The sequence below is a fragment of the Sporacetigenium mesophilum DSM 16796 genome (assembly GCF_059569055.1).
In genome coordinates this window covers 1-26,410 of record NZ_JCANUR010000022.1, presented here as the reverse complement: position 1 = coordinate 26,410, position 26,410 = coordinate 1, and the positions used below count along the sequence as shown (strand labels likewise).

Below are 26,410 nucleotides of genomic sequence, written 5' to 3'. Positions count from 1 at the left end.
ATTTTGACCTCTATCTACTACTGTAAATGTTTCCCATGGTCCTATTTCATCTCTATTTGCTACTAACTCTCTTCCTCCGCCACCTTCTGCTGATACATACTGACCGTTGTTTGCCTGTAGAGCGACTCTATTTTGACCTCTATCTACTACTGTAAATGTTTCCCATGGTCCCACTTCATCTCTATTTGCATTAATAGGACCTCCACCGCCATTTTCTGCTACTACATACTGACCATTATTGGCCCTTAATGCTATTTTATTTGGAAGTGTTTGTCTTTGACTTGTATATACTTTGTTTAAATAATTTGTATATGGATTATAATAACTCAAAATTATCCCCCCTATTTTTATAGTCTCTATATAATATGTCTTTGTTATAAAATAGGTTCTATTAAAAGTCATGCCCGTTGCTCAAAAATCGCTTTGCTCATGTCGCCAACGCCCTTGAGAACCAGGCCCGTTGCTCAAAAAAAAGAAGAGCTATGCTCTTCTTAACATTCTGTTACTATAATTGTCATTTCAACATCATCGTTCATATCGTCTTCTTCATATATGTAATATATTAAGTTTAAATTGTAATCGAATTTTTCCTTAAAATAATCTATATAATTATTTATTAAATAAGGAGTTTTATCACATCTTATTTTCATTATTACAGACCAAGTTTTATCTATCACTTCATCTATATCCTTCTTTTTCAAAATTTTATCTATAACATCTATATATTTTTCTTTTCCTCTTCCCCTTGTATGTGCCTTACTTAAATATGACATTCCGCCATCTTTTAGGCAAAACTTTATATCACCCATTTTTATTTTTTTATCTATTAATATATCTATTATATATTCCATTATATGGGACTCTATATTATCATACTCATCATTTTTATCAAGTAGTAACATTGCATCTATATTTTTCTTTAATTTATTAATATTTTTCTTAAACTTAGAAGTATTATATTTTTTATAGTTATTTTCCTTTAAAAATATTCCCGTGGTAAATATATCAGCAGTATATGATACCTTAGATACAAAATCTAATGTTTTTGTTATGTGTAAATTATCTATATCCCTGTCCAAATCATATACGATAAAAGCTAAATCACATTCTCTAAATTTTTCAAAAAAATCCTCTTTATTATTCATTATATATTCATTGTTAATATATACATATTCAACACTGTCGACATTATATGTTTTGGTTATATGCTTATTTAAATCATAACTTATATTGTCTTTATACAAAAACACCTTAATGTTCCTCATATCGTCACCCTCCATAACTACATTCACAAAAAATGTAATACAATTATATAATACCACTTATTGTCATTTTATTAAACATAAAAATAAATAGAAAAAGAGACAATTCATGTTGAATTGCCCCTTGTCTTTTATTATTTTTCAACTTTATACTTACTGGTACTTATATGTTCTGTTTTTATTTCTTTTCCTTGTGAGTTTCTAAATATCCTATAAGTTTTTACTACATAGTTATCTTTTTCTCTTTTTTGTTCTGTTTTTATTTGTATTATTTGTCTATCTTTACTACATCCATATATTTTTGTAGTTACATGCCCATATTTAATTATATTTTTAATATATATAGGATGGTTATAAGGATTTTCAAATTTAAAATCTAGATATCCATAAGCAACTGTAGCATCTCTTCCCTTTGGAGCATAATGAGATGGTAGTGAATGATTTCTGACTTCAGTTATTTCAAGACCTGCATATAGTGCAGCATTGTATATAGTAGTAGATACTTGGCATACTCCTCCACCTTCTCCATCTTGAAGTTTTCCATTTCTTATTACAGGAGCATTCCTATATCCATTGTATCCTGTTCTAGGACCTGTCAAATTGTTATATGAAAACTCTTCTCCTGGCATTAAAACTATATTACTAGTGCTCTGACCTGCTTTTAATATATTATGAGCTCTATCTGAAGAATACTCATTAAATGTAGTAGTAAATTGAGCTAATATAGTGTTTACGCTTTTAACATCTTCAGTAGTTATATTTGGAGGTACTGTATTTACAATTATTTCTATTTCTTCAAATTCTTTTTCATTTATATTATTGTATATAAATTCTTTAGTTTTTCCTATGTCTACTTGTTTACCTTCCCTAGCTTCTGTAGTTTCAAGAGCGCCTCCATCATTTACATTTAAAGTAGCATCTTTCATATCTACATTTATATCATTTGATATATTTTGCATAATTTCACTTAGTTTTGCCTCATCATGAATGGCTTCTAACTTTATACTCTTTTTATTTCCTTTATGTAGTTCAATCATCCTCGATATATTTTTAATATATGATTTATCTCTAGTGTAGTTATAAGCATTATTTACACTCTTTTTTATATTGTATTTTAAGTTTATTTGAGCTGGTTCTATGCTCCAAATTTTATCCTCATATGTTAACTTTATAGTCTTTGGTATATATCTTTTTTCTAACTTTGTTATAGCCTCTGACTTCGTAAGATTGCCTACATATGTCCTTTCTATGTAAATATTCTCAGGTATGGTACTTGTATTCATATACTTATTATAAAAAAACATTGCACCTACTATGATTATACATAGGATTAAAACTACTGATCCAATTAATTTACCTTTATTATTTTTAACAAATTGACCCTTCACCATAACGTCTACTCCTTAAACCTAATAGTATATTAAATATATATTAAAAATTTATAATTAATATAACTAAGCATACTAAAAATTCGCTACGTTCATGTCGCCAACGACCTTGAAAACCAGGTCTGTTGCTTAAGTTTAGAAGTTGGAAATTAAAAAAACCGTTGGATAAGTTTCCAACGGTTAGATTTATTGATTATGTAGTTATTGAGCCGGAGTCGAAGCTGGTGGTGTAGATGTTTCAGTTGTTGGTGGTGTTACCGGTGGTGTAACTGGTGGTGTTACCGGCGGTACAACTGGTGCTTTTGGCTCTGGCACTTTAGTTCCAACAGATATTATAGTTTGTTTTGCAGGATAATAAGAATTAACCACTTTTTCTCTTTTTATTTCTTTTCCACTTCCATCTTTGTATACTCTATATGTTGATACAGAATATGCATCTCTTCCCTTTTGAGTAACTTTCTCTATTCCTATTTCTAAGTTACTATCATTTACTTTTTTAACAGAAGATGCTACTACCTTATCTGTAGTTGTAACTATTTCTATATTTGCGTTATCTGCTTTTGCTCCATATATTTGAGAAAGTACTGTATTTCCATATACTGTATTTTTTATATATATTGGATGTTTAAAGTTATTTTTAAATTTAAAATCTATAGCTCCATAGGCTACTGTTGCATCTCTTCCCTTTGGTGCATAACTTGAAGGTATAGAGTGATTTCTAAAATTAGTTATGTCTACCCCTGAGTATAATACTGCATTATATAAAGTTGTAGATACTTGGCAAACTCCCCCGCCTACACCTTCTTGTAATTCTCCTTGTACTATAACAGGAGCATTTTGATATCCATTTGCTATACTTCTTGGACCTGTTGAGTCGTTATATGAAAACTCTTCTCCAGGCATAAGTACTATATTACTTGTACTTTGTGCTGCTAGTTTAACATTATAAGTTCTTCCTGCAACACTTGCATTAAAGTTAGTTGAATACTGTCCAAGTACAGTATCTATAGATTTTAATTGTTCTTCAGTAACTTCAGGATTGTCTTCTTTTACAATTAAATCTATTGAAAAATTATTATCTATTATTCCGTTTTCTATAGCCTTTTTAGTATCTGATATTTCTACTTTCTTTCCTACCACTTCTTTAGTTACATTTATATTAGACCCGTTTATATTTATAGTTGCATCTTTTGCTGGTACATCAATTTCCTTAGCTATATCTTCTATCTTTTTGTTAAGTTTTGACTTATCGTAATTTAATTCTAGTTTTATATTAGTTTTATTTCCAAAATTTGCAGATATGGTATCTGATGCATTTTCAACAAAATTCCCATCTCTACTAGAGTTATAAGCATCATCTACTGTTTCAGCTATATTGTATTTAAAATCTATATCATTGGCTAATATATTCCAAGACTTATCGTTGTACTTTATTGATATAGTTTTTTCATTGTATTCTTTTTCTAACTTTTTAACTGCTTCATCTTTAGTTAAATCACCTATGTTTATATCATCAACATAAGTATTAGGTATTATTTTGTTGCTATTAATTGCAGATGACACAAATACAAGTGGAATTACTATTATTCCAAGTATAGCAGCAGATCCTACAGCAATTTGTATTTTATTTAGTTTCATTTAATAGCTCCCCTCATGTGGTTATTTAATATTAGTTATACCACTTTCTCCACAGTAGTAAACTTTATTTTTATATGGGTCTACTATAAATACGGATTTTGAGAAGAATCCCGATTTAGCTACAATATAATAATTTATATCGTATTTTCCGTTATATAGTTTATTAATATTTTTTTCATATTTTTTATCTAAATATCTAAGTGCTTTTTCTTTTTCAATATATTCTATATTTCGCAGTTTCTTGTCAAATTCCTTTGTTTTATTTTTTACTAGATTAACTGCTTCACCTTTATTTATAGCAAATTCAATTATTCCCTCTTCATTTTTTCTCCAGTGCCCATCACAACCATTGCTATTATAAATTATGTCTTCATCTAAATATCCATATAGTTTTCTTGTTTTTGCATCTATTAAGAATTTATTAATAATTTTATTTTGTGAAGATGCCTCTACATAATAATACTTTTTAGTTCCTATCATTTCTTGATATATGCCAACATCTAGATTTTCTTTGTTTATTTTTATTTTTTTAACTAGTAGATTTAATACTTCAGTGTTATTCATATTATACTCGTCAAAGTTTTTAGTGTACTTTTGATGTAATTTGTATATCTTTTCATCATCCTCATAGTACTTTTGTAAGTAATTTATAGTTTCTAGAGCCTTAGAATAATCACCTTCTTTGTTATATTCTTCAGCTTTTGTTATATAATAATTATACATAACGTCTATACAATTATTTATTTTCTTTTGAGCTAATTCATAGTATTTAGTATCTTCTTTGATAACCTTTTTGTATGATTCTATAGCTTCTTTGTACATTTTCTTTTCTTGTTTTTGTACTGCATCTTTGTATACTACTCTTGATTCTTCATATGTGTTTATTATAGTAGAGTAAGATTCTATTTCATATTTAGCTATATTTAAATTAGATACAGCATTTATGTACCCGTTGGCAGCTTTATAGTCTATCTTATCATTTACGTACATATTTTTTACTTCTTCAGATTGCTTTAATATACTTTCACCATCTAGTTGTATTGTTTTCATCTTATCTATAGTATTTATAAATCCTATTAAGTACTCTTTTCCTATTTCTCCATTTATATACTTAGAACCATATTCTAACAGTAGCTTATTTATCTTCTTTCCAGCATTATCTTCAAATCTTTCTTCTTCCTTTGATCCTAAGTCTTCCTTTACTTTTTCATAATAGGATATAGCTTGGCTATATTTCCTTTGCTCTATATAGTTCATTAATCTTCCTACTTCTTTGCTTACAGACATATTGCCAATTCCTATAAATAAAACTATTGATAAAACTAAGATAGCTAATATGGATATAGTTATTGTAATTATTTTTTTACTATTAATATCTATATACTCTACTATTTTATCTATATACAGCTTTATACCCATTATAATACCACCCTTTACACTATTTGCCCTTATATCTTATATTAAAATATTATATCACATATATTTATTATTAACTACATACTCTGACTGTAAACATACACAACAAAAGGCTGTTAATAAACAGCCCTTTAAACCTTAATATTTATTTACTATATACATAATCATTTATTGACGATAATATATCAGCCATATTGTCGTTGTATATATCTATACATTTTTTTAATAACTCAGGTACTAATACTGCTTGCTGAGATGTTAAGTCGTAATTTCTACTTTGTGTAATATAATTCTTTGTAGTTACCAAACCTTCTATAGTATTTACTAAAAGACCTTTGAATTGATCTGAATTATTTTGGATTTTGTTCATATTATTTATTTCATTTACCATACTATCTATAATTTTAAGCGAAATGTCATAGTCTTCTTGAGTTAGATTTGGATATTTGGCAAATTTTGATTCTAATTCATTGTTGTATTTAGCTAAATTTTCATTACTTAACTTCAAAGAATTTATGTCTTCTTTAGTCAACGGATTATTTGTTTTGTTTTGTATTTGAGTTTTTATTTCAAAACTTTCTTCCATACGTTGTTCAGCTTCTTTTAGTTGCTCTTTTTTAAATTCTGTAGGCTTTTTTACATCTTGTGATTTATCGTCAATTTTTAATTCATTTTCTAAGTTTTCATCTTCTTTATCTTTATCTTCTACTCCTAAAACCTTTGTTTGTTCTACAACTTTTTCACTTAGTTTTGAAGATTCAATTCCTTTTTTCGAACTACATCCAGTTAATATTGTTAAAACCGAAGTTATAGATAATAAAACTACTATATTTTTTCTTTTGTTAATCATGTTGTAATCCCCTTTACTTTGACAAAAATATAATATAAATTTTACCACATATTAATAAATACGGTCAAATATAAACAAATTAATTAACAATGTTGTAAACAATTCCAAATGATATATCATCTCTGCTTTTTAGCTTTGACATGCTCTCAAGCTCTAGGTTTAGGGTTCTTTGTATATTTTCTTTATCCCCAACTTTTGCAAGTTCATAATAATTTTTTATTGATGCAAAAATTTCCTCATCTAATTCAAATGAATTAGAATAACCATCAGTGCACAGAAGTATAGCAACAGGAGGCTTTTTTTTATAAAAGTTATCAAATTCAATATCTATATACTTATATGCTTCATCTAAACACATTGAATTTACTATAAAGTTGTATATAGCTTTGTCTTGTTCTATTATCCTCTTGTATGTTTCTGATTCTTCTATGTTATAGGTAAATATATCACCATCCCCTATTTTTATATATATTATAAAACTTTCTGTTGCCAAAGCTGCCACTAAAGTTGTTCCATATTTAACGTAGTTAGTTTTATATACGACAGGATATATTGTTTTGTGGTGGTCTTCAACTTTTTTCTTCCATGTATTTTCTATATTTTTTTTAAACTTATCGCTTTTTACAATCTTTTGTATATATTCTATTCTTCTAGTTTGTCTTTTTTCATCTATATTTTTTCCGTTGTATACCTTGTTATAAATGTTTTTTAGTGTATTAATGGCAGTTTCCACTGCAAGTTTTGAACCTATTTCACTGTGCATACAAGATGGACTTCCATGACCATCTGCAAGGGCTATTACAACGCCATTTTCTAGTTTTTCATATGAAATAAAATCTTGGCAGTTAGTATTAGATAATTTGTGGCTATATCCTATAACACTATCTCCAATAACATCCCATTTTGCTACCTGTGACATAGACATTTTCCTTTCTCACAATAAATTAAACTTCTTACTGATATTAATATACAATAAGAGGTTTAATTGCTATACATTTAATAATATTTGCCTAATGTCTTAATCATTTATTTCAAAACTGTAATGTTAGTGTAATATTAATCGATTTTACATACAAAGCAAATTCAATATAATTTACTTAATAATATAAATAAGGAGGAATATAAAATGAATTTTTCACAATTAAATATTACTTTATTTCGAGCAGTTAATGATTTAGGTAAGCAATATACATCCTTAAATCCCGCTTTTAAATTTATTTCAGAATATACAGTGTATATTTTAGCTTTTAGTATACTTATATATTGGTTTATTAAAAAAAATAATAACAGAATTATGGTTATTAGCTCATGTGTTTCTTTTGTTATTGCTGAAACAATTGGAAAAATATTAGGTAAATTTCATTCAAATCTTCAACCCTTTGCAGTACTGTCTGATGTTAATAAACTTATTGAGAGAAGTATAGATAATTCATTTCCAAGTGACCATACTATTTTATTTTTTTCATTTTGCATTTCTTTTTGGTTGTTTAGAAAAAATCACGGATTTTTGTGGGTTGTCCTAGCTTTTTTTGTAGGGCTTTCACGTATTTGGGTAGGAGTTCATTATCCTTTAGATGTAATTGTAGGCGCAATTATAGCTATAATTTCAGCACTTAGCTCTTACTTAATAGTACCTAAGTTAGATATAGTTAAACAATTCCTTCAAATTTATGAAAAATATGAAGGTTACATTTTACCTACAAAAGACAATTCTAATAAACTTTAATTATATATTTATTATTAGAATAATAAATACCCTTGGAATTTATCCAAGGGTATTTGTTGATTTCGTAATTTAATACTATACATTATAATAATATTTGTCTAATGTCTTAATCATTTCTAGTTTTATACTTTCATTAAAAATTCTTATTATTTCGTTTTGAGCATCTTTATTTTCATATTTAAATATAGTTTCTAATTCACTGTGTATTGTGTCTCTTATATCGAAGCTATTTTTATAATGGCTTTCTTTTTGTAAGAAATCATAGTAATTACCTATATGAGTAAGTTCTTTTTCATCATTTACACAATTTAAAAGTTCAGTGCAAAGTTGGTTTAAATCTAAATCCATGCAATAACAAGCTGAAGAAAATATTTCATATAGAGAATTATAAGCATTTTGTTTTAGTATGTTTTCCATATCAAACACCCCTCTTATAATTTGTGTGCATTTCTTAATTTTCGTAATATTGAATCTATTTCATATTATATATTCTACCACATATTTCTCAAATTTAATATAAATTCTAAAAAATCACCATGTGGATTTCATGGTGATTTTAAGTATAAACTTTATTTAATTTTATTATCTTTTAGCTGCTTTATATTGCTTTGGCCATTCTATATTATAATTTAATTCATTAGCTGCTTTCATAGGGAAGTATGGATTTCTAAGTAATTCTCTTCCAAAGAATACTAGATCTCCTCTATTATTTCTAATTATCTCTTCACCCATATAAGAATTAGTAATAAGACCACCAGCTATTGTAGGGATATTAGTAATATTTTTTATGATTTCACTGTGTTTTATTTGATATCCAGGGTATGAGTCTACACGAGTATCTACAACTCCACCAGTACTTACATTTATTATATCAACTTTATTGTCCATAAGATTTATCATATCAGCTACATCTTCTGCAACATTTCCATTTGCCATATAGTCCTCAGCTGAAACTCTAAGCATTAAAGGCTTATTATTTGGCCATTCTTTTTTAACTTTAGATATTAACTCATCTAAAAACCTAACTCTATTTTCTTTGTATCCACCGTACTCATCATTTCTTTCATTAGTTAATGGAGATAAAAACTCATTTATTAAATATCCATGAGCTCCGTGTATTTCTATAGCATCAAATCCAGCTTCATTTGCACGTCTTACACCATCAATAAATGCTTTATGTACTCTTTTTATGTCATCCTTAGTCATTTCCCTAGGAGTAGAATATTCATCACTAAATTTTATAGAACTTGGAGCTATAGGTTCTTCTGCCACTGTAGATTTTCTTCCTGCATGGTTTAATTGTATAGCTACTTTAGCCCCATACTTGTGACATTCGTCTACTATTTTCTTTAATCCCTCTATATGAGAGTCATCCCATATACCTAAATCTTTATCAGTAAGTCTACCATCAGGATCAACTGCTGTAGCTTCTAATATTATAAGTCCAACTCCACCTATGGCTCTTGAAGTATAATGTACTAAATGAAAGTTTTCAACATAACCATTAGAATTTGAACTGTACATACACATTGGAGCCATTACTATTCTATTTTTTAACTCCATATCTTTTATTTTATACGAACTAAAAAGGTTTGTCATTATTAACTGCCCCCCATATAAATGTTTTATTCAATAATTAATATACATTACAAATTCAGGTTTTGAAAGGATTCTGACCAAAAATCATACATGGTAATTTCTGTATATAAAAAAAGCATGGATAATCCATGCTTTTTAAGATACTTTACGTCGTCTTATATTATCATAATTTATTTGTCTAACAGGACTAACAACTTTTTTACTTCTTATATTTTTCTTAACTGGAACACCTAACATCTTTAATTTTAGTACATATGTCCCCACACTCCATATAAGAGATAATCCAATAAATCCTGCTAACATAACCATATAATAGCTTATTCTAACATTTACTCCTAATGCAAAGTTTATCCCCATTGTTAACATTACCACTACAGCACATATACTAGCTGCTTGAAGAAATGTTTTTAAAACCTTTTTCATCTCTCTTCCTCCCAAATATCTCCAAAAACCTACATATAATTGCATATCTAATATACCATATTTTACAAAAAATATCAATTTTTTTAGTAACATTTTTTAATTAAATTTAATATTATAAAAGAAGGAAAAAATATTTTTAAGGAGTGATTTATAATGCCTTCCTTACCAAACTTAGGAGCTAAGGCCCCTGACTTTTCTGCAAATACAACCTTTGGGCCTATTAGGCTTTCTGATTTTAGAGGCCAATGGGTTGTATTATTTTCACATCCAGGAGATTTTACGCCTGTTTGTACAACTGAGTTTTTATCATTTGCTAAATACTATCCTCAATTTAGAAGTAAAAATGCACAACTTATAGGCCTGAGTATAGATAGTACTCCTTCTCACTTAGCGTGGGTTTATAATATATATTTACACACTGGAGTTGAAATACCATTCCCTATAATAGATGATAGAAGTTTTAAAGTTGCAAGACTTTATGGTATGATATCTCCTGATATGAGTGAAACATCAACAGTAAGAGCAGTATTTATAATAGACCCTAATCAAATTTTAAGAACAATACTTTACTATCCAGCATCAACAGGTAGAAATATCCCTGAAATACTGCGTATATTAGATTCACTTCAAACTGGCGATTCACAAAAGGTTGTTACTCCAGCTAATTGGATTCCAGGTATGCCTGTAATAATGCCTTATCCTCAAACATGGGAACAACTAAAAGAAAGAGTTACAAACTGTGGCAACGGATATGGCTGTATGGATTGGTACTTATGCCTAACGCCAGATAGAGTAAATCAATTGCCTGCATCACAAGGAACAATGCCTATGAGTACAATGCCTATTAATAATAATGGCAAAAAAAATATTCCTATGAATATGCAACAAGGTTGTATAGGTGAAAATTTATTTGAAAATGTAGTAGAAACAGTAAGTGTTGCTCCTGTTACACCACCAGAAGGACTACCTCAGCCACAACTTCCAGGTGCAAATTGTCCTAATGCGAACAATCGATTAGTTGTAAATTATGTATATGGTAATCCAAAAAACTTTGATGCTAGTTTACATGATGTTGCTATATGGGCATTTGCTGAAATAAATCCTGATTCAACAATACGAGTACCTCAACCTCAGTATTTAAGACAATTAGTATCATATAAAGAAAGATTCCCTAATCTTAGAGTTGTTTTAGCTATAGGTGGATGGGGTGCTGAAGGGTTCTCAGATACAGCAGCAAATTCTTCTAGAAGAAATACATTTGCTCAAAGTATTGTTAGAACAATAGATGAGTATAACTTAGATGGTGTTGACATGGACTGGGAATATCCAGGAGTAGGCGCCGCTGGAATAAAGGCTACACCTCAAGATAGAGCAAACTTTACAGTTTTACTTCAAGATGTAAGAAATGCAATAGGTCAAGATAAATGGCTAAGTGTTGCAGGTACTGGATCACAAGATTATATTAGAAGAAGCGCAGATATAAGTGCTATAGCACCTATAATAGATTATTTCAATATAATGGCTTACGACTTTACAGCTGGAGAACCATCAACAAGTAGAAATGCTAGAAAGCATCAAGCAAACTTATTCCCTTCAAGCTTATCACTACCAGGATTTAGTGTTGATATATGGGTTAGAAATTTAATAGCAGCTGGAATGCCACCTGAACAATTACTACTTGGAATTCCTTTTTATGGAAGACTAGGAGCTTCTGTTTATAGAACCTTTGATGAGTTAAGAAGAAATTATATAAATAAAAATGGTTTCACAGCTAAGTGGGATAATGCAGCTAAGGCTTCTTATTTAATTCAAAACTCAGATCAAGACTTTGCTATGTCATATGATAATTCATTAGCTATATATTATAAAGGTTTATATGCACTTGAAAATTGTTTAGGTGGACTATTTGCTTGGACTGCAAATTACGATCAAGCCAATATACTCTCTGATGCAATGTCAAGGGCTATGAGAGATCCTGTTTCATTAAAGAATGAATTAGAAGGATATTTAGGATATGAACTTCCACTTACACTAGGACCTTCAAATGTTTTAGGTTAATATAAAAATCATGTAAAAGGACCTTACTGAAATTCAGTAAGGTCCTTTTTATATATATTAATTTTAAGGGAGCAATTTTAATACTATTAATTAATAGTATACTTTTGTTTACAAATATATATTACTACTCTTGTGTGTGTTATTTGTGAAAAAATAAACTGTAATGTGTGTTTTATGTGAAAATTTTAATAAAATTTGGATTTATATTAAAATCTTCATAAAATCCATACAATTATTTGATAAAATAATATAAAAGAAAAGGTGGTGGATTATTAATGAATAATGTAAGTATTTTAATCGTAGAGGATGAAATTAATATAAATGAAATTGTAAAAAACTATTTGGATAAAGAAGGATATATTATACACCAATCATTTGATGGAAAAAGCGCAATTGAAAACTTCAATGAACATAATCCAGATATTGTTATATTAGATATAATGCTTCCAGATATATTAGGCACTGAAGTTTGCAAGGCAATTAGAAAAAATTCAAATGTATATATTGTAATGCTTACAGCTAAAAGCGATGAAGCTAGTGTTATAGAAGGTTTAAATATAGGTGCAGATGAATATATACCAAAACCATTTAGAGCCAAAGAGCTAGTGGCGAGAATAAATGCTATTTCAAGAAGAATAAATAAAGATACAAATCAGAGTAATAATATACACTCTTTTAACAATGACGATATAATAATTAATCATAGTACTTATGAAGTGAAAAAACGTGGAGAATTGTTAAACTTCACTGCTACAGAATATAAAATATTACTTAGTATGGTTAAGTATCCAAATAAAGTTTTTACTAGAGAAGAATTGGTTTTACTTGCTTTAGGATATGACTATGATGGAATGGATAGATCTATAGATACCCATGTCAAAAACATAAGACAAAAGATAGAAGATGATCCTAAAAATCCAATATATATTATTACAGTATATGGTATAGGATATAAGTTTTGTGGAGGAAGAAATAAATGAAGCTTAAATTAAGATATAAACTAACTCTATCTTACATTTTAGTTGCTATTATAAGTGTATTAACAGTGGCCTTACTTGCAAACGGGTTAATTGAAAATCAATTTAGAGAATATATACTATCAAGAGGAGAAAATAATAATAAATCTATAGTGAATGATCTAGAAAGAAGTTATAAAAACCTAGGTAAATGGGATTTAACTACTATTGAGGATATAGGTAGTGAGGCCTTAGATAATGGATTTATTATAACTATATATGATGATGAAGGAAAAATAATTTGGGATGCTCACAAATACAATTTGTATAAGTGTAACAACATTTTACATAATATGAGCGAACATATGATGATGCATTTTCCAAATTGGGAAAAAAAGTATACGGTTAATAAATATGATATAACTATAAAAAATAATTCTGTTGGAACTATATCAATAGGGTCATATCCTGATTATTATAGTGAAAATGACATTTTGTACCTAAAAACATTGAACAAGGTTTTAATATATTCAAGCTTTATAGCACTAATCGCTTCTATTGTAGTAGGCTTCTTAGTTACTAATAATATAGTAAGGCCAATTTCTAAGGTTGCGAAAACTACTAAAGATATATCTAAGGGAAATTACAATCAAAGAATAGATGAAAAAGTGGATACTTTAGAGTTAGATAATTTAATTGTTAGTATTAATGACTTAGCAAAATCTCTGCAAAGACAAGACGATATAAGAAAAAACCTAACTAAGGATATATCCCATGAATTAAAAACGCCACTTACTTCACTGCAGATAACACTAGAAGCATTAATTGATGGAATAATAGATCCTACTAAAGAGAGATTATCAGTTTGCTATGAGGAAATTTTAAGGTTAAGTAGATTAGTACAGGATTTAGAAAAATTATATATGTATGAACAAGATTATAAAGATATTAATAAACAAGAATTTAACATAGGAGAACTTGTACAAAATACAATCACTAATTTTGAATCAGAATATAAAAGAAAAAACATAACTGTTAATTTTACAAATAATAATTTAACTATATATGCTGATAAAGATAAATTAACTCAAGTTATAATAAACTTATTATCAAATTCAATAAAATACACAAATGAAGGCGGAAATATTGAAGTAAAAATACTTGGACATAAAAATGGAATTAAATTAATATTTAAAGACGATGGCATTGGAATACCACATGAAGACATAGAATATATCTTCGACAGATTTTATAGAGTAGATAAATCAAGAACTAGGCTTACAGGTGGTGCTGGTATAGGACTTAGTATAGTTAAAGCTATAGTTGATTTTCATAATGGAAGTATCGATGTAGAAAGCGCAGAAAATAAAGGTACTAAGTTTGAAATTTATATACCAAAATAGGTAGAGATCTTATCAAGATCTCTACCTATTTTACTAAAGCTTCTTTTGCAAGCTTATCAGCTTCTTCGTTGTACTTATCTCCACTATGCGCTTTTACCTTTATAAAATCTACTTTTAATTTTTTGGATATACTGTTATAAAAATCTCTGTAAAGTTTAGTGCCTTCTTTATTGGCCTTCCACACTCCAGTACACCATTTTTCAATGCCTTCATAATCATAATAAATATCAAGTTTATCTATATTGTTTTCTAATGCATATTCCATGGCCTTTTGAGCTGCTATTATTTCACCTGACACATTTCTCATTGAAAGAAATCTCGGATCATTTCCTGGTAAACTAAAAGTTATTTTATCGTTTTTATATAATATAACTACTCCAGATCCGTATTTTTTTAGACTATCTTCATAGCTACCGTCTACATATGAAACCATATGTTCAAATTCTTTTTGATCTTCATTATCTATATCTTCATCTTTATTTAATCCAAGGTACTCAACTGCTTCACTTTGTGTTAAAAAGCTTTTGTATTCTGCTCCAGAAAATCCACTTATTTGCTCCTTACATTCATCCCATGTATTAAACAATCCAGTTTTTCTTCCTTTTCTAACTGCATATACCTTTTTCTTCGCCACAGTATCACTCCTAAATTGTAATTTCCTAGTAATAAAAAAGATTCCTAATAAAATTAGGAACCTTACAAAACTCCCCATATAAAAAACGTTTTCCGATCAATATTTCCCCCAATATTTCTCAACCTTATATGTGCTTCCTATTCGGTAATTGCTTACCCCTTAGATTTATAATATCATATCCTAATTATAAATGACAATACTAATTTAAGCATTTTACCTAGAAGTGTTAGTGTTCTTTCGACAAATTTTTTAATAAACCTTACCTTTTAAAGTTTTTTGTATATTCTAAAATTTTTCAATAAAAAAGAACTTCTTTAAAAAGAACTTCTTTTTCGGGGGGGAATTTATTTATATAAAAAGGGGCAAATATCTCTTAATCTGTACATTTAATATATCATATACTGTATACAATAGTCAATATTTTTTTAACAACTTTTTTTAACAAAAATTAAGGCCAGTTTATTAACTAGCCTTGTACTTGTATTATATGTCTAATTCCTTTTTACAAAACGGACAAAATTCATCACTACAGTTAACGTCTTTTCCACAGTGGAAGCATCTTTTAATACATTGTAAATCTTCTTTTTTTCTTAAAAAAACTAATACTAATAACGCAAATACGTTAAATACTAATCCTAGTATAAACCATATTGCTCCATTTCTATTTTTACTTTCTGCTAGTATTGAAGATAAAGTCGCTACTGCAAATGTAAATAAAATTGACAATATTTCCATATAAGCCACCTCACTTAATACATTATATGCATCAAGTGAGAAACATTTTACATTAAAAAATAGAATAATATATAATAGGTATAATTACTGCTGGAATCATGTTTCCTACTTTTATCTTAGCTAACCCTAATACGTTTATTCCTATTCCAAGTATCAATAGACCTCCTATAGAAGACATGTCGGCTACAACTACATCTGTTAATAAACCTTTAGCATAAGATGCACTTATTGCTATTAAGCCTTGATATAAAAACACCGATACAGCTGAAAATATTACCCCTATTCCCATAGCTGAAGCTAATACAATAGAAGTTACTCCGTCTAATATAGATTTAATAAACAGTGTTGTATGATTTTGTTCTAATCCACTTTGAAGTGAACCTACTATAGCCATACCTCCACTACAGTACATAAGTGTAGCTGCAACAAATGCTTTAGCTATACTACCTTGATTTTCATCTGCAGATTCTAAAGTTGAACTAATAGATGGCTCCATACTTCCTACAGATCTATTTTCATGTTTAGGTTTTGAAACTTTACTTTGTATTTTGTCTCCCATGTTTTCAAGTAGCTTTTCTATATCTATCCACTCACCTATTATACTTCCTATAGCAATACTTACAATTACTACTAACATATTGTTAGCTTCTAGTGATCCCATAATTCCAAGAGCTACTACTGCAAGTCCCAATCCTTGTATTATAGTCTGTGTATACTTATCCTTTATTCCTTTCTTTAAAACTACACCTACTAAACTTCCTGCAACCACACTTAAAGCATTTACCAATACTCCGAACATATTTCTCCCCCTTAGTTTTTATCTTTTGTACAATATACCGATACATATATAGAGGAATATATCCTTATATAACGTATTTTATATTAATATGTACTGTATCATTTTAATTATAATTTACATATTATATTATTTGAAGAAAAATTTATATAAAAGAGGATAAATATTATGAAAATTTCAATTTTTAAAGATTATAGGGGTTTACCTAAAAGTGTTTACATATTATTTATTGCAAATATTATAAACACCCTTGGAGCTTTTGTCTTCCCATTTTTAACATTGTTTTTGACAGAGAAACTTAATATGAGTCCATCTCTTGCAGGAAGATTTATATTATTTTATTCATTATTATCCATCCCAGGTTCTTTAATAGGTGGAAGGTTTGCAGATTTATATGGAAGAAAAAACACTTTATTGTTTTTTAATTTTATCTCTGCCTTAATATTTATGATTTGTGGCCTTTTAGAACAATCAATTTATATTGCTTATTTACTTGTACTATCAGGATTTTTTTCAAGCGCTGTTAGACCATGTATCAATGCTATTGTAGGTGATGTAACTACTAAAGAAGAGAGACCTCAGGCTTTCTCCCTAATGTATCTAGGTATAAATATAGGATATGGCATTGCCCCTATTGTAGCTGGGTTTTTATATAGTAAATATACAAAATTATTATTCATAGGAGATGCATTTACTACATTGTTGTCTTTAGTACTTATATTTTTTATGATTAAAGAAACTATGCCTGATAAAGCAGGTAATAACTTTGAACTTGCTATAGACTCATCTGATCTTGAAAGACATGAAGAGGGAACATTAATTCAAGTACTTTTTAATAGGCCTTATCTTTTAATATTTTCTCTTATAAGTGCTATGTTCTCTTTTGGTTATGCCCAAACTATGTATATACTACCTATGCATATGACACATTTATTTGGAGATCATGGTGCAAAGCTTTATGGGATATCAACATCTGTAAATGCTATATTAGTCGTAGTTGGAACTACATTTATACTTAGCTTGACTAAAAAGAATAGCCCACTTTTCAACATAACAATAGCTGGCATATTCTTTGCAATTGGATTTGGAATGTTGTATTTTGCAAATGCTTTTATAATCTTTATATTATCAACTATTATATGGACAATAGGCGAAATACTTCAAAGTACAAATACAAATGTTTACTTAACATCTCATACTCCTAAGTCTCATAGGGGTAGATTTAACTCTGTTATATCGTTAGTATCTCATTCAGGATTTACATTTGGACCTTTTATTATGGGATTCGTTATAAGTAAGGACAATATTGCTATAGGATGGCCTATTGTGTTTTTAGTATGTTTTATAGGTTGTATATTAATGAATAAATTATATATATGGGATAAGAAAAAAATTCAGGGTACTAACTAGTACCCTGAATCTATATTAAACTTAAGTTCATTAAAATTAGTTATTATTAATGCATCAGCAACATTTTCGTAATAATTCTTATTTTTATCAAATTCTTCTTTATCTTCTATAATTATATCTATTACTTTACTCTTAGTATCTATTTTTACGTGTGCAAAATACCTTGTGTTATCTAGATATACTGGAAGTATTAAATAGTTTACTTTAGGGCATTGATGAAACTTTGACATTACAATACTGGAATTTCTTATATCTAGATATACATTTCTAATTTCATCAGCTATATATTTTTTAATGTCCCTTCTTATATAATTGTCAAACACATACGGCATGGTCAATTTACATCTATAGTTTTTGCTAGGAGTTACAATTCCCCATGTAAAGTAAAGCATCTTCTCTCACCCTTTCATAATATCTTATAAATATTCTATATAATACTACTTGTCCATGTTCCTAAAATATTATAAATTTTAAAAAAATTCCTACTCTCATGTCATCAACAATCAAATGAGACTTTGTTCAAAAATTATAAAAAAATAAGACACGCATATTGCGTGTCTTATCTATCTTGTATTATTTCAAGTTTTTGTGTATAACCATTTTTCCAAAGTGGGTCTCCCTCATATACAAAGGCTACAGATTTTATCCATTCTCCTTCGTATTTTCTTTGTAAAAAGGTTTCAACTAGACAATTTATAGTTTCTTCAGCTTTAACTTCATCTTCAAAATACTGTTTTACCCAGCTTTGTTCATACTCATTTGTAATTTCCTTTATCTTAATTACAGCATTTCCTTCTTCTATAGAACCAACTTCTAATTTTATTTGATTATATTGTATTGTTGATACATGATCTGCTAATAATTGTAACTTTTGATCTAATGTACTATCCGATGTTATATTTGTCTTTGGACCCTCTTGTATTTTATTTGAACCTGGTTTCTTTGTATATATAGAAAGTTTAATTGTTTCTTTATTATTATCTTCTTCTTGGGTATTGTCATCTTCTTTGGCTTCTTTTAGGCCATTTAATTCTTGTTTTATTACTTCTATTTGCTCTTCTAATTCTTCATATTTACCTTCAAGCTTACTATTTTCCTTTGCCAATGTTGTATTTTCTTTTTTAAGTTGGTCATGTTCTTTTCCAGTTTCATTCGATCCTTTCGTACATCCACTTAATAAAATAGTTAATGAGAACGTTAAAGCTAAAACAACTTGCAACTTTCTTTTGTTCATAATAAAAAGCCCTCCTTGAAAGTATTAGTTTGCTAAATCATCATAAATATATGTTTTGTAGTATTACCTAAAATATTCTATAAAAAACAAAAACTACTGATCAATAAATCAGTAGTTTTTGTTTTTTATAGAATATAATTTATTTTATTTTCATAGATATATCTAGAGACTTTGCTGAGTGAGTTAAAGCTCCTAGGGATATAATATCAACCCCTGTTTTTGCAACATCTACTATATTATTTTCAGTAATATTTCCAGATGCCTCTAGTATGCTTTTTTTGTTGTTTATTTTAACACATTCACTCATTTCATCAACACTCATGTTATCTAGCATTATTATATCTGTATTTAAACTAAGAGCTTCTTTTAATTCATCTATATTTTTAACTTCTACTTCTATTTTTATAGTATGCCCTATGTTTTCTCTTATTTTGTTAACAGCATTAGTTATAGATCCCATAGCTTGTATATGGTTGTCTTTTATCATAACTGATTCAGATAAATTGTATCTATGGTTAAACCCTCCACCTATTTTAACTGCATATTTTTCTAATGGTCTTAAGTTAGGAGTAGTTTTTCTTGTATCAACTATTTTTGTATTACAATCTTTAATTAACTGAACTAAATTATTAGTATAAGTTGATATTCCAGATAATCTTTGTAATATATTTAGAGCTGTTCTCTCCCCTTTTAACAAGGTTTTTGTACTTCCCTTTACAGTTGCTATTATATCACCTTTTTTTATCTTATCTTTATCTTTTTTTATTATGGCAAATTCTATATTGTCATCTAATATATCAAATACTCTTTTGGATATTTCTATTCCACATACTATTCCATCTTCTTTCGCTAAAAAATATCCTTCAGATATTTGTTTTTCATCTATTAAGTTATCTGTTGTTATATCTATATAATTTATATCTTCAATTAACGCACTTTTTATTACATTATCAATTATAAGCTTATTAATCACAGTTTAATACCTCCCCCAATACAAGTTTAGATACTATAGCCATATTTCTTATTTCATAATAATCTACATCTTTTATATAATCATTACTTTTTAAATCAGTTACTATATTATCTATTTCTATAAGGCCCTTTTTTGACTTTTCTTTATCTAATACTATAAAGTAAGAATCTTGAATTATATTTTGTATTTTATTTCTTAAATTATTGTCTATATTTATAGTACCTTTGTTATAAACTTTACTTTCTTTATTATGAATTTCAATTTTATCACTTTTTATTACTTTGTTTATGTTTTGTGCTGCTCTTCTTGCAAAAACCAATCCTTCAAGTAAAGAGTTACTTGCTAGTCTATTATTTCCATGTATACCTGTATGAGAACATTCTCCTACAGCATATAAGTTTTCAACACTACTTTCACTGTTTTCATTTACATCTATTCCACCCATTAAATAGTGCTCACATGGAAATACGGGTATTTTATCCTTAGTTATATCAAGTCCATGCTTTAAGCAGTTATCATATATATTAGGAAATCTATTTTTAATAAATTCACTATCCTTATGAGATATATCAATATATATTTCCTCACTGTTTAGTTTTATTGACTCATCGTATATACCCTTTGCCACAACATTTCTAGGAGCAAGTTCTCCTCTTTCATCGTAGCCCGGCATAAACCTGTGGCCATCTTTGTTTAATAAAAATGCTCCTTCACCTCTTACAGCTTCTGATACTAAAAATCTTTCATTAGACCCTAGATTTAAAGCTGTAGGATGAAATTGAATTTTACTTATATTTTTTATATTTGCACCTAATTTATGAGCTAGTGCTATTCCATCACCCGTTGCTATTTTTGAATTTGTAGTATATTTATATACTTTTCCTATTCCGCCAGTTGCCAAAACCAAACTTTTGCAATATATAGTTTTAAGTTCTTCATCTTTTAGTATACCAACCTCGAATATATCGTTTTCCTTATTTATATCAGCTACCAAAGTTTTATCTATAGTACTTATATTTTCTTTAGTTGTAATATAGTTTAATAATGTATTTATTACTTCTTTTCCTGTTTTGTCCTTATGATGTACTATTCTTTTTTTCGAATGACCACCTTCTAAAGTTTTTGATAGATTACCATGTTCATCTCTATCAAAATCAACTCCTATGTCAACCAACTTCATTACATCAGTTGGTCCTTCTTTAACTAGTATATCTAGATGCTTTGTATTATTAGTATGCTCTCCAGCTATTAACGTATCGTTTATATGAATTTCATAATTGTCTTCTTTATCAAGTACAGCAGCTATTCCACCTTGGGCTAAATAGCTATTGTTTATGTTTAGTTCATCTTTAGATATAACAAGTACATTTAAATCTTCACTTAAATTTATAGATGTATAAAGGCCACTTATACCGCTTCCTATAACTACAACATCATATGTCATAATATCTACTCAGCCAATCTTATCATTTCGTTTATACTTTTTATAGCTTTGTTCATTAATTCTGCTTCTATAACTACTTCTCTTCCGCCTTCACCACTTACAGCCTTATATACATCTTCTAACTTAGTTTTTTTCATATTTGGACATACTAGATGTTTTGATAATAAATAGAATTTCTTATTTGGAACTGTAGCTTCTAAATAGTCTAATACCCCTACCTCAGTACCTATTATAATTTCATCATTAGGACTTTCTATTGCTTGTTTTATTATTTCTGATGTTGACCCAGCAAAATCTGCTAAATTTACTATCTCTTCTCTACATTCTGGATGAACTAATAATAAAGCATTAGGATACTTTTCTCTAAGGTCATATACTTCTTCTGTAGTTACTCTATCGTGTACATTACAGTAACCTTCCCATAACTTTATGTTTTTATCTGGTATTTTCTTTGCTATATAATTTCCTAAGTTTTCATCTGGAACAAATAGTATATTTTTATTTTCTATTTGATTCATTATTTTAAGTGCTGTTGATGATGTTACACATACATCTACATATGCCTTTGTTTCTGTTGTAGAGTTTACATAAGAAACTATTGTATAATCAGGATTTTCTTCTCTAAACTTTATTATATCATCTGGAGATATCATTCTCGCCATAGGACAATAAGCTTCTTCATTTGCAAGTATTACTTTTTTATCTGGAGATAGCATTTTTGTAGTTTCCGCCATAAAGTTTACACCACAAAATACTACTGTATCACAATCTAATTCTTGAGATATTTTACTTAAATAAAATGAATCTCCAACATAGTCTGCTATTTGTTGTATATCATATGTTTGATAATTGTGAGCTAATATCTTTATATTTTTGTCTTTCTTTATATTCATTATTTCCTTTTGTAAATTTGTCATTTTGTAGTCCTCCCCACATTTGCATTATGTCTTTACACATCACTTTACAGGTGCAATAAATTGTATTTACATCTAACACAATTTATATTTTATACTATTTTAAAAGAAATGTCTGCAAAAAATAAAAAGATAACAAAGTATGTTATCTTTTTAAGGGTTTTTATATTAGATTTTATATCTATATAGTCCATTTCCATAGTTTACTTCAATATATTTACATTTTTGTTTTATATATATTTTTCTTATTTTACAGTTCAAGCTTCTTTTATCAAATTCATTATTTAAATATTTTTTAAGTTTGTCTTCATTTTCTTTTGAATTTATATCAACATTATTGATTTTATCTATAATTTCACTAATAACTTCATTTAAATTTAATGTTCTCCAGTTATTATATCTGTTTTTCATATCAATAATAAAATCATCTGTATTTCTTCTTAAAATCAAAGGTCCGCTCATATCTCTTTCTATTTTTCGAACACTAGACCAATTTTGTTCTTTTAGTCCGCTTAAAACAAAAAAATAACCGTAATCGTATTTACTTCTCAGTAGTCTTCCAAATATTTGTTTTAAATTTATTATGACCTTTGGATAATTTATTTTATTATAAGGTAATCTATCATTATCATCTTTTAAAACATATTTATTATCTTTTATCCATTTATTCATAAGAGATTTAGATAGTGGTTCATTTGGCTTTATATTAGGTATCTTATCTAATATTACACAAGTTAAATTATCCCCAGGTATGTCTACCCCTTCAAAAAGTGATTTTGAACCTAATATTACACATCTATTTTTACTATCTTTTAATTTATTTACACTTTTATTGTCGTCAAATACCATAATATCAATATCTTCTAATGGCTTCATTATCTTATCTTTAACAAGATTTTTACGTCTAGTACTTGTAAACAATACCAAAATATTTCCACTTACATTGTTTCCTATATCTATAATAAACTTGGACATATTATTTATAAATATTTCCTCATTTTTATAATCAAAACCGCCGATATCCATAGGGATACCTATAACACTTCTTTTCTTATAATCAAATACTGGTTTTTCTATAACATCATTTAATAACCTAGAATTTTCTAATTTATTTATTCCAAGTGTATTTTTAAAATAGTTTAATGAATTATTGACCCTTAATGTTGCTGATGTAAATACAATACTATCTAAATTGTCCAAAATTTCAAGTTTAAATCTTTTTGCTATATCTAGCTCAGTTTTATTTATCTTCCACCCAATATAGTCTTTGTTTACTTCTATACTATAACAATATCCACTTTCTTTTTGTTCAAAACAATCAGTTATACATACTACCATATTCTTTAGTTTAGCAACATAAAAATCTAATGTTTTATAAAGTATGTCTTCTTGATCTTCTTCGTCTATATTTTGTAGCATTTTATTTATATCTATTGCAAAATGCTCAAGAGATTTTGATAGTTCATCAAACTGTTCTTTTATCTCACTTAAATCATCATTTAAATCTATGTTTTCAACATAGTTATAATCGCTTTGTCTATAATACCTTTTCTTTAAAAACTCTACTACAACATACATTCTCATATTTATATTTTCTATATGTTCTCTAAAACTTTCAAAGTTAGATAATTTGTAAAGACTCATAAAATAGTATATATATCCTCTTTTATTTCTATAATCATATAAATCATTTAATAACTTTTGTATTTCTATAGATTCTACTTCATCTGAAAAGGCATTATAGCACTGATCTATTAAATTATGAGCCTCGTCAATTATTATATTCTTCATAGGTCCAACTTCAGTATTATAAGCCCAATTTAACATAAGAGAATGATTTACAACTATTATATTTGCTTCTTTTAATTCTTTTATTTTATTTGCATAATAGCATTTTCTTGAGTATATACACCTTTTAGGAAAACATAATTCTGACTCTATTCTTATATTATTCAAATGATTATTCAAATTTTTAAAGTTATCTTTGGCCCAACTATTAATTTCTTCTATATCGCCAAATTCTCCATTTTCAATAAGCCTTTGTATATATAATAATGATAATTTATCTTCATCACTAAAATTTTGGCTTTTTATATATCTATCAAATATTTGGTAACATGTATAATTTTTCTTCCCCTTTATATCTAAGTACTTTATCTTATCACCTAAATTTAATATTTCGAGTATTTTAGGTATGTCCTTTGATATTAACTGATTTTGTAAGTTTTTTGTATTTGTAGATATAAACACCTTTTCTTTTTTTATATATGAATAAATTACAGATGCAAGTAAATAAGCAATACTCTTACCTATACCCGTTGGCGCTTCTATACAAACTGCTTTATTTTCTTCTAAAGACTTTCGTATTTCTCTAGACATATTGTACTGTCCTTCTCTAAAGAAATACTTAAAACTGCTATTTCTTTGCCATATATCCCTATACTTTAAAAGCTCTTCATAAGTGCTATAATTTATATCTATATTACTATTTATATTTTTATTGTTTCTTTCATCGTAGTTAAAATTTACATTTATATCCCAATCATTATCATATTCAACAGGATATAAGTACTTAGTCCAGTTCCAACTATCTTCTTTTCCTAAAAAGCCTATTATATCTAAGTGTTCAGTACCTAATTTATTCTTCCAAAATCTTATTAAAAGAGAATTTACTAAGTAAATATTTGCTATTATACTTTCTAATTTTTCATATTTATAATTTGTAGTATTATTTGTTAAATTTTCTAAGCTAAAATTATTTATTGTAGGCTCTAATACTGCACTTAGTTCCATAGAATCTAAACAAACATTTTCTATATACATCTCTTTGCTTATATACTTTCTCAATAGTTGTTTTTTAGATCCAAAGTCATGGCTTATAATAGGCATATTACCTATAAATTTTAAAATATCATCTTTTATATTTTCTAAATCATATTTAGAAGCATTTTTATAATCTATAGCTTGTTTAAAATATTGTGAATTACAGTTATCTATTTTAATCATAGATATTTCTAGTATCTGTGATAGCTTTATATCTAAAAAAACTACATTTTTAATAATACTGTATATATCTATATTTTTTATACTAGACATAATGCCTCCTATAATGCTTAAAATCGCTGCGCTCATTTTAAATAAGACATAAAAAAAGCAGGATATATACCTGCTTTTTAATATTATTAATTTATTGGCGGAGAAGGAGGGATTTGAACCCTCGCGCCCCTTGCGAGACCTACTCCCTTAGCAGGGGAGCCTCTTCAGCCACTTGAGTACTTCTCCATATTTGGTGGGACCAACAGGGATCGAACCTGTGACCCCCTGCTTGTAAGGCAGGTGCTCTCCCAGCTGAGCTATGGTCCCAAATATTATTACTATATATAACAATATATCATCTATTTATATCTTAGTCAATATATATAATTAAAAAAATTCGCTACGCTCATGTCGCCAACAACCTTGAAAAACAGGTCTGTTGCTCAAGTTTAGTAGTTGGAAATTAGAATTTCCTTATAATTTAAAAACTGCTGAATATATAATCAGCAGTTTTG

The 26,410-nt window shown here is 27.9% G+C and carries 24 protein-coding genes and 2 tRNA genes; 5 read left to right on the top strand and 21 right to left on the bottom strand.

Going from position 1 to position 26,410, the window contains the following annotated elements:
• The 7 genes from BS62_RS13695 to BS62_RS13665 form a co-directional block, all read right to left on the bottom strand.
• Positions 1–330, bottom strand: a 330-nt coding sequence (locus tag BS62_RS13695) for a fascin domain-containing protein (protein WP_496491838.1), incomplete at its 3' end; no start/stop codon positions are given.
• 161 nt (positions 331–491) lie between these two features.
• Positions 492–1,265, bottom strand: coding sequence for a hypothetical protein (locus tag BS62_RS13690; RefSeq protein ID WP_496491837.1), 774 nt, complete (start codon positions 1,263–1,265; stop codon positions 492–494).
• A 131-nt stretch (positions 1,266–1,396) separates the two neighbouring features.
• The gene (locus BS62_RS13685) at positions 1,397–2,653 is read right to left on the bottom strand and encodes a VanW family protein (RefSeq protein ID WP_496491836.1); all 1,257 of its coding nucleotides are present in this window, start codon (positions 2,651–2,653) and stop codon (positions 1,397–1,399) included.
• 198 nt (positions 2,654–2,851) lie between these two features.
• Positions 2,852–4,288 carry a VanW family protein gene (locus BS62_RS13680; RefSeq protein ID WP_496491835.1) on the bottom strand — a complete coding sequence of 479 codons (1,437 nt, stop codon included), beginning with the start codon at positions 4,286–4,288 and terminating at the stop codon, positions 2,852–2,854.
• Between the two features lie 21 nt (positions 4,289–4,309).
• Positions 4,310–5,707 carry a hypothetical protein gene (locus tag BS62_RS13675; protein WP_496491834.1) on the bottom strand — a complete coding sequence of 466 codons (1,398 nt, stop codon included), beginning with the start codon at positions 5,705–5,707 and terminating at the stop codon, positions 4,310–4,312.
• Between the two features lie 142 nt (positions 5,708–5,849).
• Positions 5,850–6,554, bottom strand: coding sequence for a hypothetical protein (locus BS62_RS13670; protein ID WP_496491833.1), 705 nt, complete (start codon positions 6,552–6,554; stop codon positions 5,850–5,852).
• Between the two features lie 79 nt (positions 6,555–6,633).
• Positions 6,634–7,473, bottom strand: a complete 840-nt coding sequence (locus tag BS62_RS13665) for a PP2C family serine/threonine-protein phosphatase (protein WP_496491832.1) — start codon at positions 7,471–7,473, stop codon at positions 6,634–6,636.
• 207 nt (positions 7,474–7,680) lie between these two features.
• On the opposite strand from BS62_RS13665, the gene BS62_RS13660 reads away from it, so the two are divergent.
• Positions 7,681–8,280 (top strand): undecaprenyl-diphosphatase, encoded by a 600-nt coding sequence (locus BS62_RS13660; RefSeq protein WP_496491831.1) that lies wholly within the window; start codon positions 7,681–7,683, stop codon positions 8,278–8,280.
• Positions 8,281–8,355: 75 nt separating this feature from the next.
• Here the strand turns inward: BS62_RS13660 and BS62_RS13655 are convergent, their stop codons facing one another.
• The 3 genes from BS62_RS13655 to BS62_RS13645 form a co-directional block, all read right to left on the bottom strand.
• Complete coding sequence (locus tag BS62_RS13655) at positions 8,356–8,697, bottom strand: hypothetical protein (protein ID WP_496491830.1); 342 nt, start codon at positions 8,695–8,697, stop codon at positions 8,356–8,358.
• A 165-nt stretch (positions 8,698–8,862) separates the two neighbouring features.
• Positions 8,863–9,879, bottom strand: coding sequence for an NADPH dehydrogenase NamA (gene namA, locus BS62_RS13650; protein WP_496491829.1), 1,017 nt, complete (start codon positions 9,877–9,879; stop codon positions 8,863–8,865).
• Positions 9,880–10,014: 135 nt separating this feature from the next.
• Positions 10,015–10,302, bottom strand: a complete 288-nt coding sequence (locus BS62_RS13645) for a hypothetical protein (protein ID WP_496491828.1) — start codon at positions 10,300–10,302, stop codon at positions 10,015–10,017.
• 153 nt (positions 10,303–10,455) lie between these two features.
• On the opposite strand from BS62_RS13645, the gene BS62_RS13640 reads away from it, so the two are divergent.
• The 3 genes from BS62_RS13640 (at position 10,456) to BS62_RS13630 (ending at position 14,719) form a co-directional block, all read left to right on the top strand.
• Entirely contained in the window at positions 10,456–12,360 is a 1,905-nt protein-coding gene (locus BS62_RS13640) for a peroxiredoxin (protein ID WP_496491827.1), read from the top strand.
• A 275-nt stretch (positions 12,361–12,635) separates the two neighbouring features.
• Entirely contained in the window at positions 12,636–13,340 is a 705-nt protein-coding gene (locus tag BS62_RS13635; RefSeq protein ID WP_496491826.1) for a response regulator, read from the top strand.
• Positions 13,337–14,719, top strand: coding sequence for a sensor histidine kinase (locus BS62_RS13630; protein WP_496491825.1), 1,383 nt, complete (start codon positions 13,337–13,339; stop codon positions 14,717–14,719). The genes BS62_RS13635 and BS62_RS13630 overlap by 4 nt, the downstream gene beginning before the upstream one ends.
• Before the next feature lie 25 nt (positions 14,720–14,744).
• On the opposite strand, the gene BS62_RS13625 is transcribed toward BS62_RS13630, so the two are convergent.
• The 3 genes from BS62_RS13625 to BS62_RS13615 all read right to left on the bottom strand — a co-directional run bounded on the left by BS62_RS13625 (position 14,745) and on the right by BS62_RS13615 (position 16,887).
• Positions 14,745–15,353 carry a ribonuclease H1 domain-containing protein gene (locus tag BS62_RS13625; RefSeq protein WP_496491824.1) on the bottom strand — a complete coding sequence of 203 codons (609 nt, stop codon included), beginning with the start codon at positions 15,351–15,353 and terminating at the stop codon, positions 14,745–14,747.
• A 483-nt stretch (positions 15,354–15,836) separates the two neighbouring features.
• Positions 15,837–16,088: a hypothetical protein gene (locus BS62_RS13620; protein ID WP_496491823.1), complete on the bottom strand. Its 252-nt coding sequence runs from the start codon at positions 16,086–16,088 to the stop codon at positions 15,837–15,839.
• Positions 16,089–16,140: 52 nt separating this feature from the next.
• The gene (locus tag BS62_RS13615; protein WP_496491822.1) at positions 16,141–16,887 is read right to left on the bottom strand and encodes a DUF554 domain-containing protein; all 747 of its coding nucleotides are present in this window, start codon (positions 16,885–16,887) and stop codon (positions 16,141–16,143) included.
• A gap of 165 nt (positions 16,888–17,052) precedes the next feature.
• On the opposite strand from BS62_RS13615, the gene BS62_RS13610 reads away from it, so the two are divergent.
• A complete protein-coding gene (locus tag BS62_RS13610) occupies positions 17,053–18,294 on the top strand; it encodes an MDR family MFS transporter (protein WP_496491821.1) in 1,242 nt (413 codons plus the stop codon).
• On the opposite strand, the gene BS62_RS13605 is transcribed toward BS62_RS13610, so the two are convergent.
• The 8 genes from BS62_RS13605 to BS62_RS13570 all read right to left on the bottom strand — a co-directional run bounded on the left by BS62_RS13605 (position 18,291) and on the right by BS62_RS13570 (position 26,222).
• Positions 18,291–18,686: a hypothetical protein gene (locus BS62_RS13605; protein WP_496491820.1), complete on the bottom strand. Its 396-nt coding sequence runs from the start codon at positions 18,684–18,686 to the stop codon at positions 18,291–18,293. The genes BS62_RS13610 and BS62_RS13605 overlap by 4 nt on opposite strands.
• Positions 18,687–18,853: 167 nt before the next feature.
• The gene (locus BS62_RS13600; RefSeq protein WP_496491819.1) at positions 18,854–19,528 is read right to left on the bottom strand and encodes a hypothetical protein; all 675 of its coding nucleotides are present in this window, start codon (positions 19,526–19,528) and stop codon (positions 18,854–18,856) included.
• Between the two features lie 139 nt (positions 19,529–19,667).
• Complete coding sequence (gene nadC, locus BS62_RS13595; protein WP_496491818.1) at positions 19,668–20,501, bottom strand: carboxylating nicotinate-nucleotide diphosphorylase; 834 nt, start codon at positions 20,499–20,501, stop codon at positions 19,668–19,670.
• On the bottom strand, positions 20,494–21,945 hold the full coding sequence (locus BS62_RS13590) for an L-aspartate oxidase (protein WP_496491817.1): 1,452 nt from the start codon (positions 21,943–21,945) through the stop codon (positions 20,494–20,496). Before BS62_RS13590 ends, nadC begins: the two co-directional genes overlap by 8 nt.
• A gap of 5 nt (positions 21,946–21,950) precedes the next feature.
• Positions 21,951–22,862, bottom strand: a complete 912-nt coding sequence (gene nadA, locus BS62_RS13585; protein WP_496491816.1) for a quinolinate synthase NadA — start codon at positions 22,860–22,862, stop codon at positions 21,951–21,953.
• Positions 22,863–23,027: 165 nt separating this feature from the next.
• On the bottom strand, positions 23,028–25,955 hold the full coding sequence (locus BS62_RS13580; RefSeq protein WP_496491815.1) for an ATP-dependent DNA helicase: 2,928 nt from the start codon (positions 25,953–25,955) through the stop codon (positions 23,028–23,030).
• Positions 25,956–26,050: 95 nt separating this feature from the next.
• Positions 26,051–26,141 (bottom strand) — tRNA-Ser (locus tag BS62_RS13575).
• 5 nt (positions 26,142–26,146) lie between these two features.
• Positions 26,147–26,222 (bottom strand) — tRNA-Val (locus BS62_RS13570).
• Between the last annotated feature and the right edge of the window lie 188 nt (positions 26,223–26,410).

Excerpts from the sequence above, each read along its gene's own strand:
- BS62_RS13690 (WP_496491837.1), bottom strand. The coding sequence starts at position 1,265 with ATGAGGAACATTAAGGTGTTTTTGTATAAAGACAATATAAGTTATGAT.
- BS62_RS13685 (WP_496491836.1), bottom strand. The coding sequence starts at position 2,653 with ATGGTGAAGGGTCAATTTGTTAAAAATAATAAAGGTAAATTAATTGGA.
- BS62_RS13680 (WP_496491835.1), bottom strand. The coding sequence starts at position 4,288 with ATGAAACTAAATAAAATACAAATTGCTGTAGGATCTGCTGCTATACTT.
- BS62_RS13675 (WP_496491834.1), bottom strand. The coding sequence starts at position 5,707 with ATGGGTATAAAGCTGTATATAGATAAAATAGTAGAGTATATAGATATT.
- BS62_RS13670 (WP_496491833.1), bottom strand. The coding sequence starts at position 6,554 with ATGATTAACAAAAGAAAAAATATAGTAGTTTTATTATCTATAACTTCG.
- BS62_RS13665 (WP_496491832.1), bottom strand. The coding sequence starts at position 7,473 with ATGTCACAGGTAGCAAAATGGGATGTTATTGGAGATAGTGTTATAGGA.
- BS62_RS13660 (WP_496491831.1), top strand. The coding sequence starts at position 7,681 with ATGAATTTTTCACAATTAAATATTACTTTATTTCGAGCAGTTAATGAT.
- BS62_RS13655 (WP_496491830.1), bottom strand. The coding sequence starts at position 8,697 with ATGGAAAACATACTAAAACAAAATGCTTATAATTCTCTATATGAAATA.
- namA (WP_496491829.1), bottom strand. The coding sequence starts at position 9,879 with ATGACAAACCTTTTTAGTTCGTATAAAATAAAAGATATGGAGTTAAAA.
- BS62_RS13645 (WP_496491828.1), bottom strand. The coding sequence starts at position 10,302 with ATGAAAAAGGTTTTAAAAACATTTCTTCAAGCAGCTAGTATATGTGCT.
- BS62_RS13640 (WP_496491827.1), top strand. The coding sequence starts at position 10,456 with ATGCCTTCCTTACCAAACTTAGGAGCTAAGGCCCCTGACTTTTCTGCA.
- BS62_RS13635 (WP_496491826.1), top strand. The coding sequence starts at position 12,636 with ATGAATAATGTAAGTATTTTAATCGTAGAGGATGAAATTAATATAAAT.
- BS62_RS13630 (WP_496491825.1), top strand. The coding sequence starts at position 13,337 with ATGAAGCTTAAATTAAGATATAAACTAACTCTATCTTACATTTTAGTT.
- BS62_RS13620 (WP_496491823.1), bottom strand. The coding sequence starts at position 16,088 with ATGGAAATATTGTCAATTTTATTTACATTTGCAGTAGCGACTTTATCT.
- BS62_RS13615 (WP_496491822.1), bottom strand. The coding sequence starts at position 16,887 with ATGTTCGGAGTATTGGTAAATGCTTTAAGTGTGGTTGCAGGAAGTTTA.
- BS62_RS13610 (WP_496491821.1), top strand. The coding sequence starts at position 17,053 with ATGAAAATTTCAATTTTTAAAGATTATAGGGGTTTACCTAAAAGTGTT.
- BS62_RS13605 (WP_496491820.1), bottom strand. The coding sequence starts at position 18,686 with ATGCTTTACTTTACATGGGGAATTGTAACTCCTAGCAAAAACTATAGA.
- BS62_RS13600 (WP_496491819.1), bottom strand. The coding sequence starts at position 19,528 with ATGAACAAAAGAAAGTTGCAAGTTGTTTTAGCTTTAACGTTCTCATTA.
- BS62_RS13590 (WP_496491817.1), bottom strand. The coding sequence starts at position 21,945 with ATGACATATGATGTTGTAGTTATAGGAAGCGGTATAAGTGGCCTTTAT.
- nadA (WP_496491816.1), bottom strand. The coding sequence starts at position 22,862 with ATGACAAATTTACAAAAGGAAATAATGAATATAAAGAAAGACAAAAAT.
- BS62_RS13580 (WP_496491815.1), bottom strand. The coding sequence starts at position 25,955 with ATGTCTAGTATAAAAAATATAGATATATACAGTATTATTAAAAATGTA.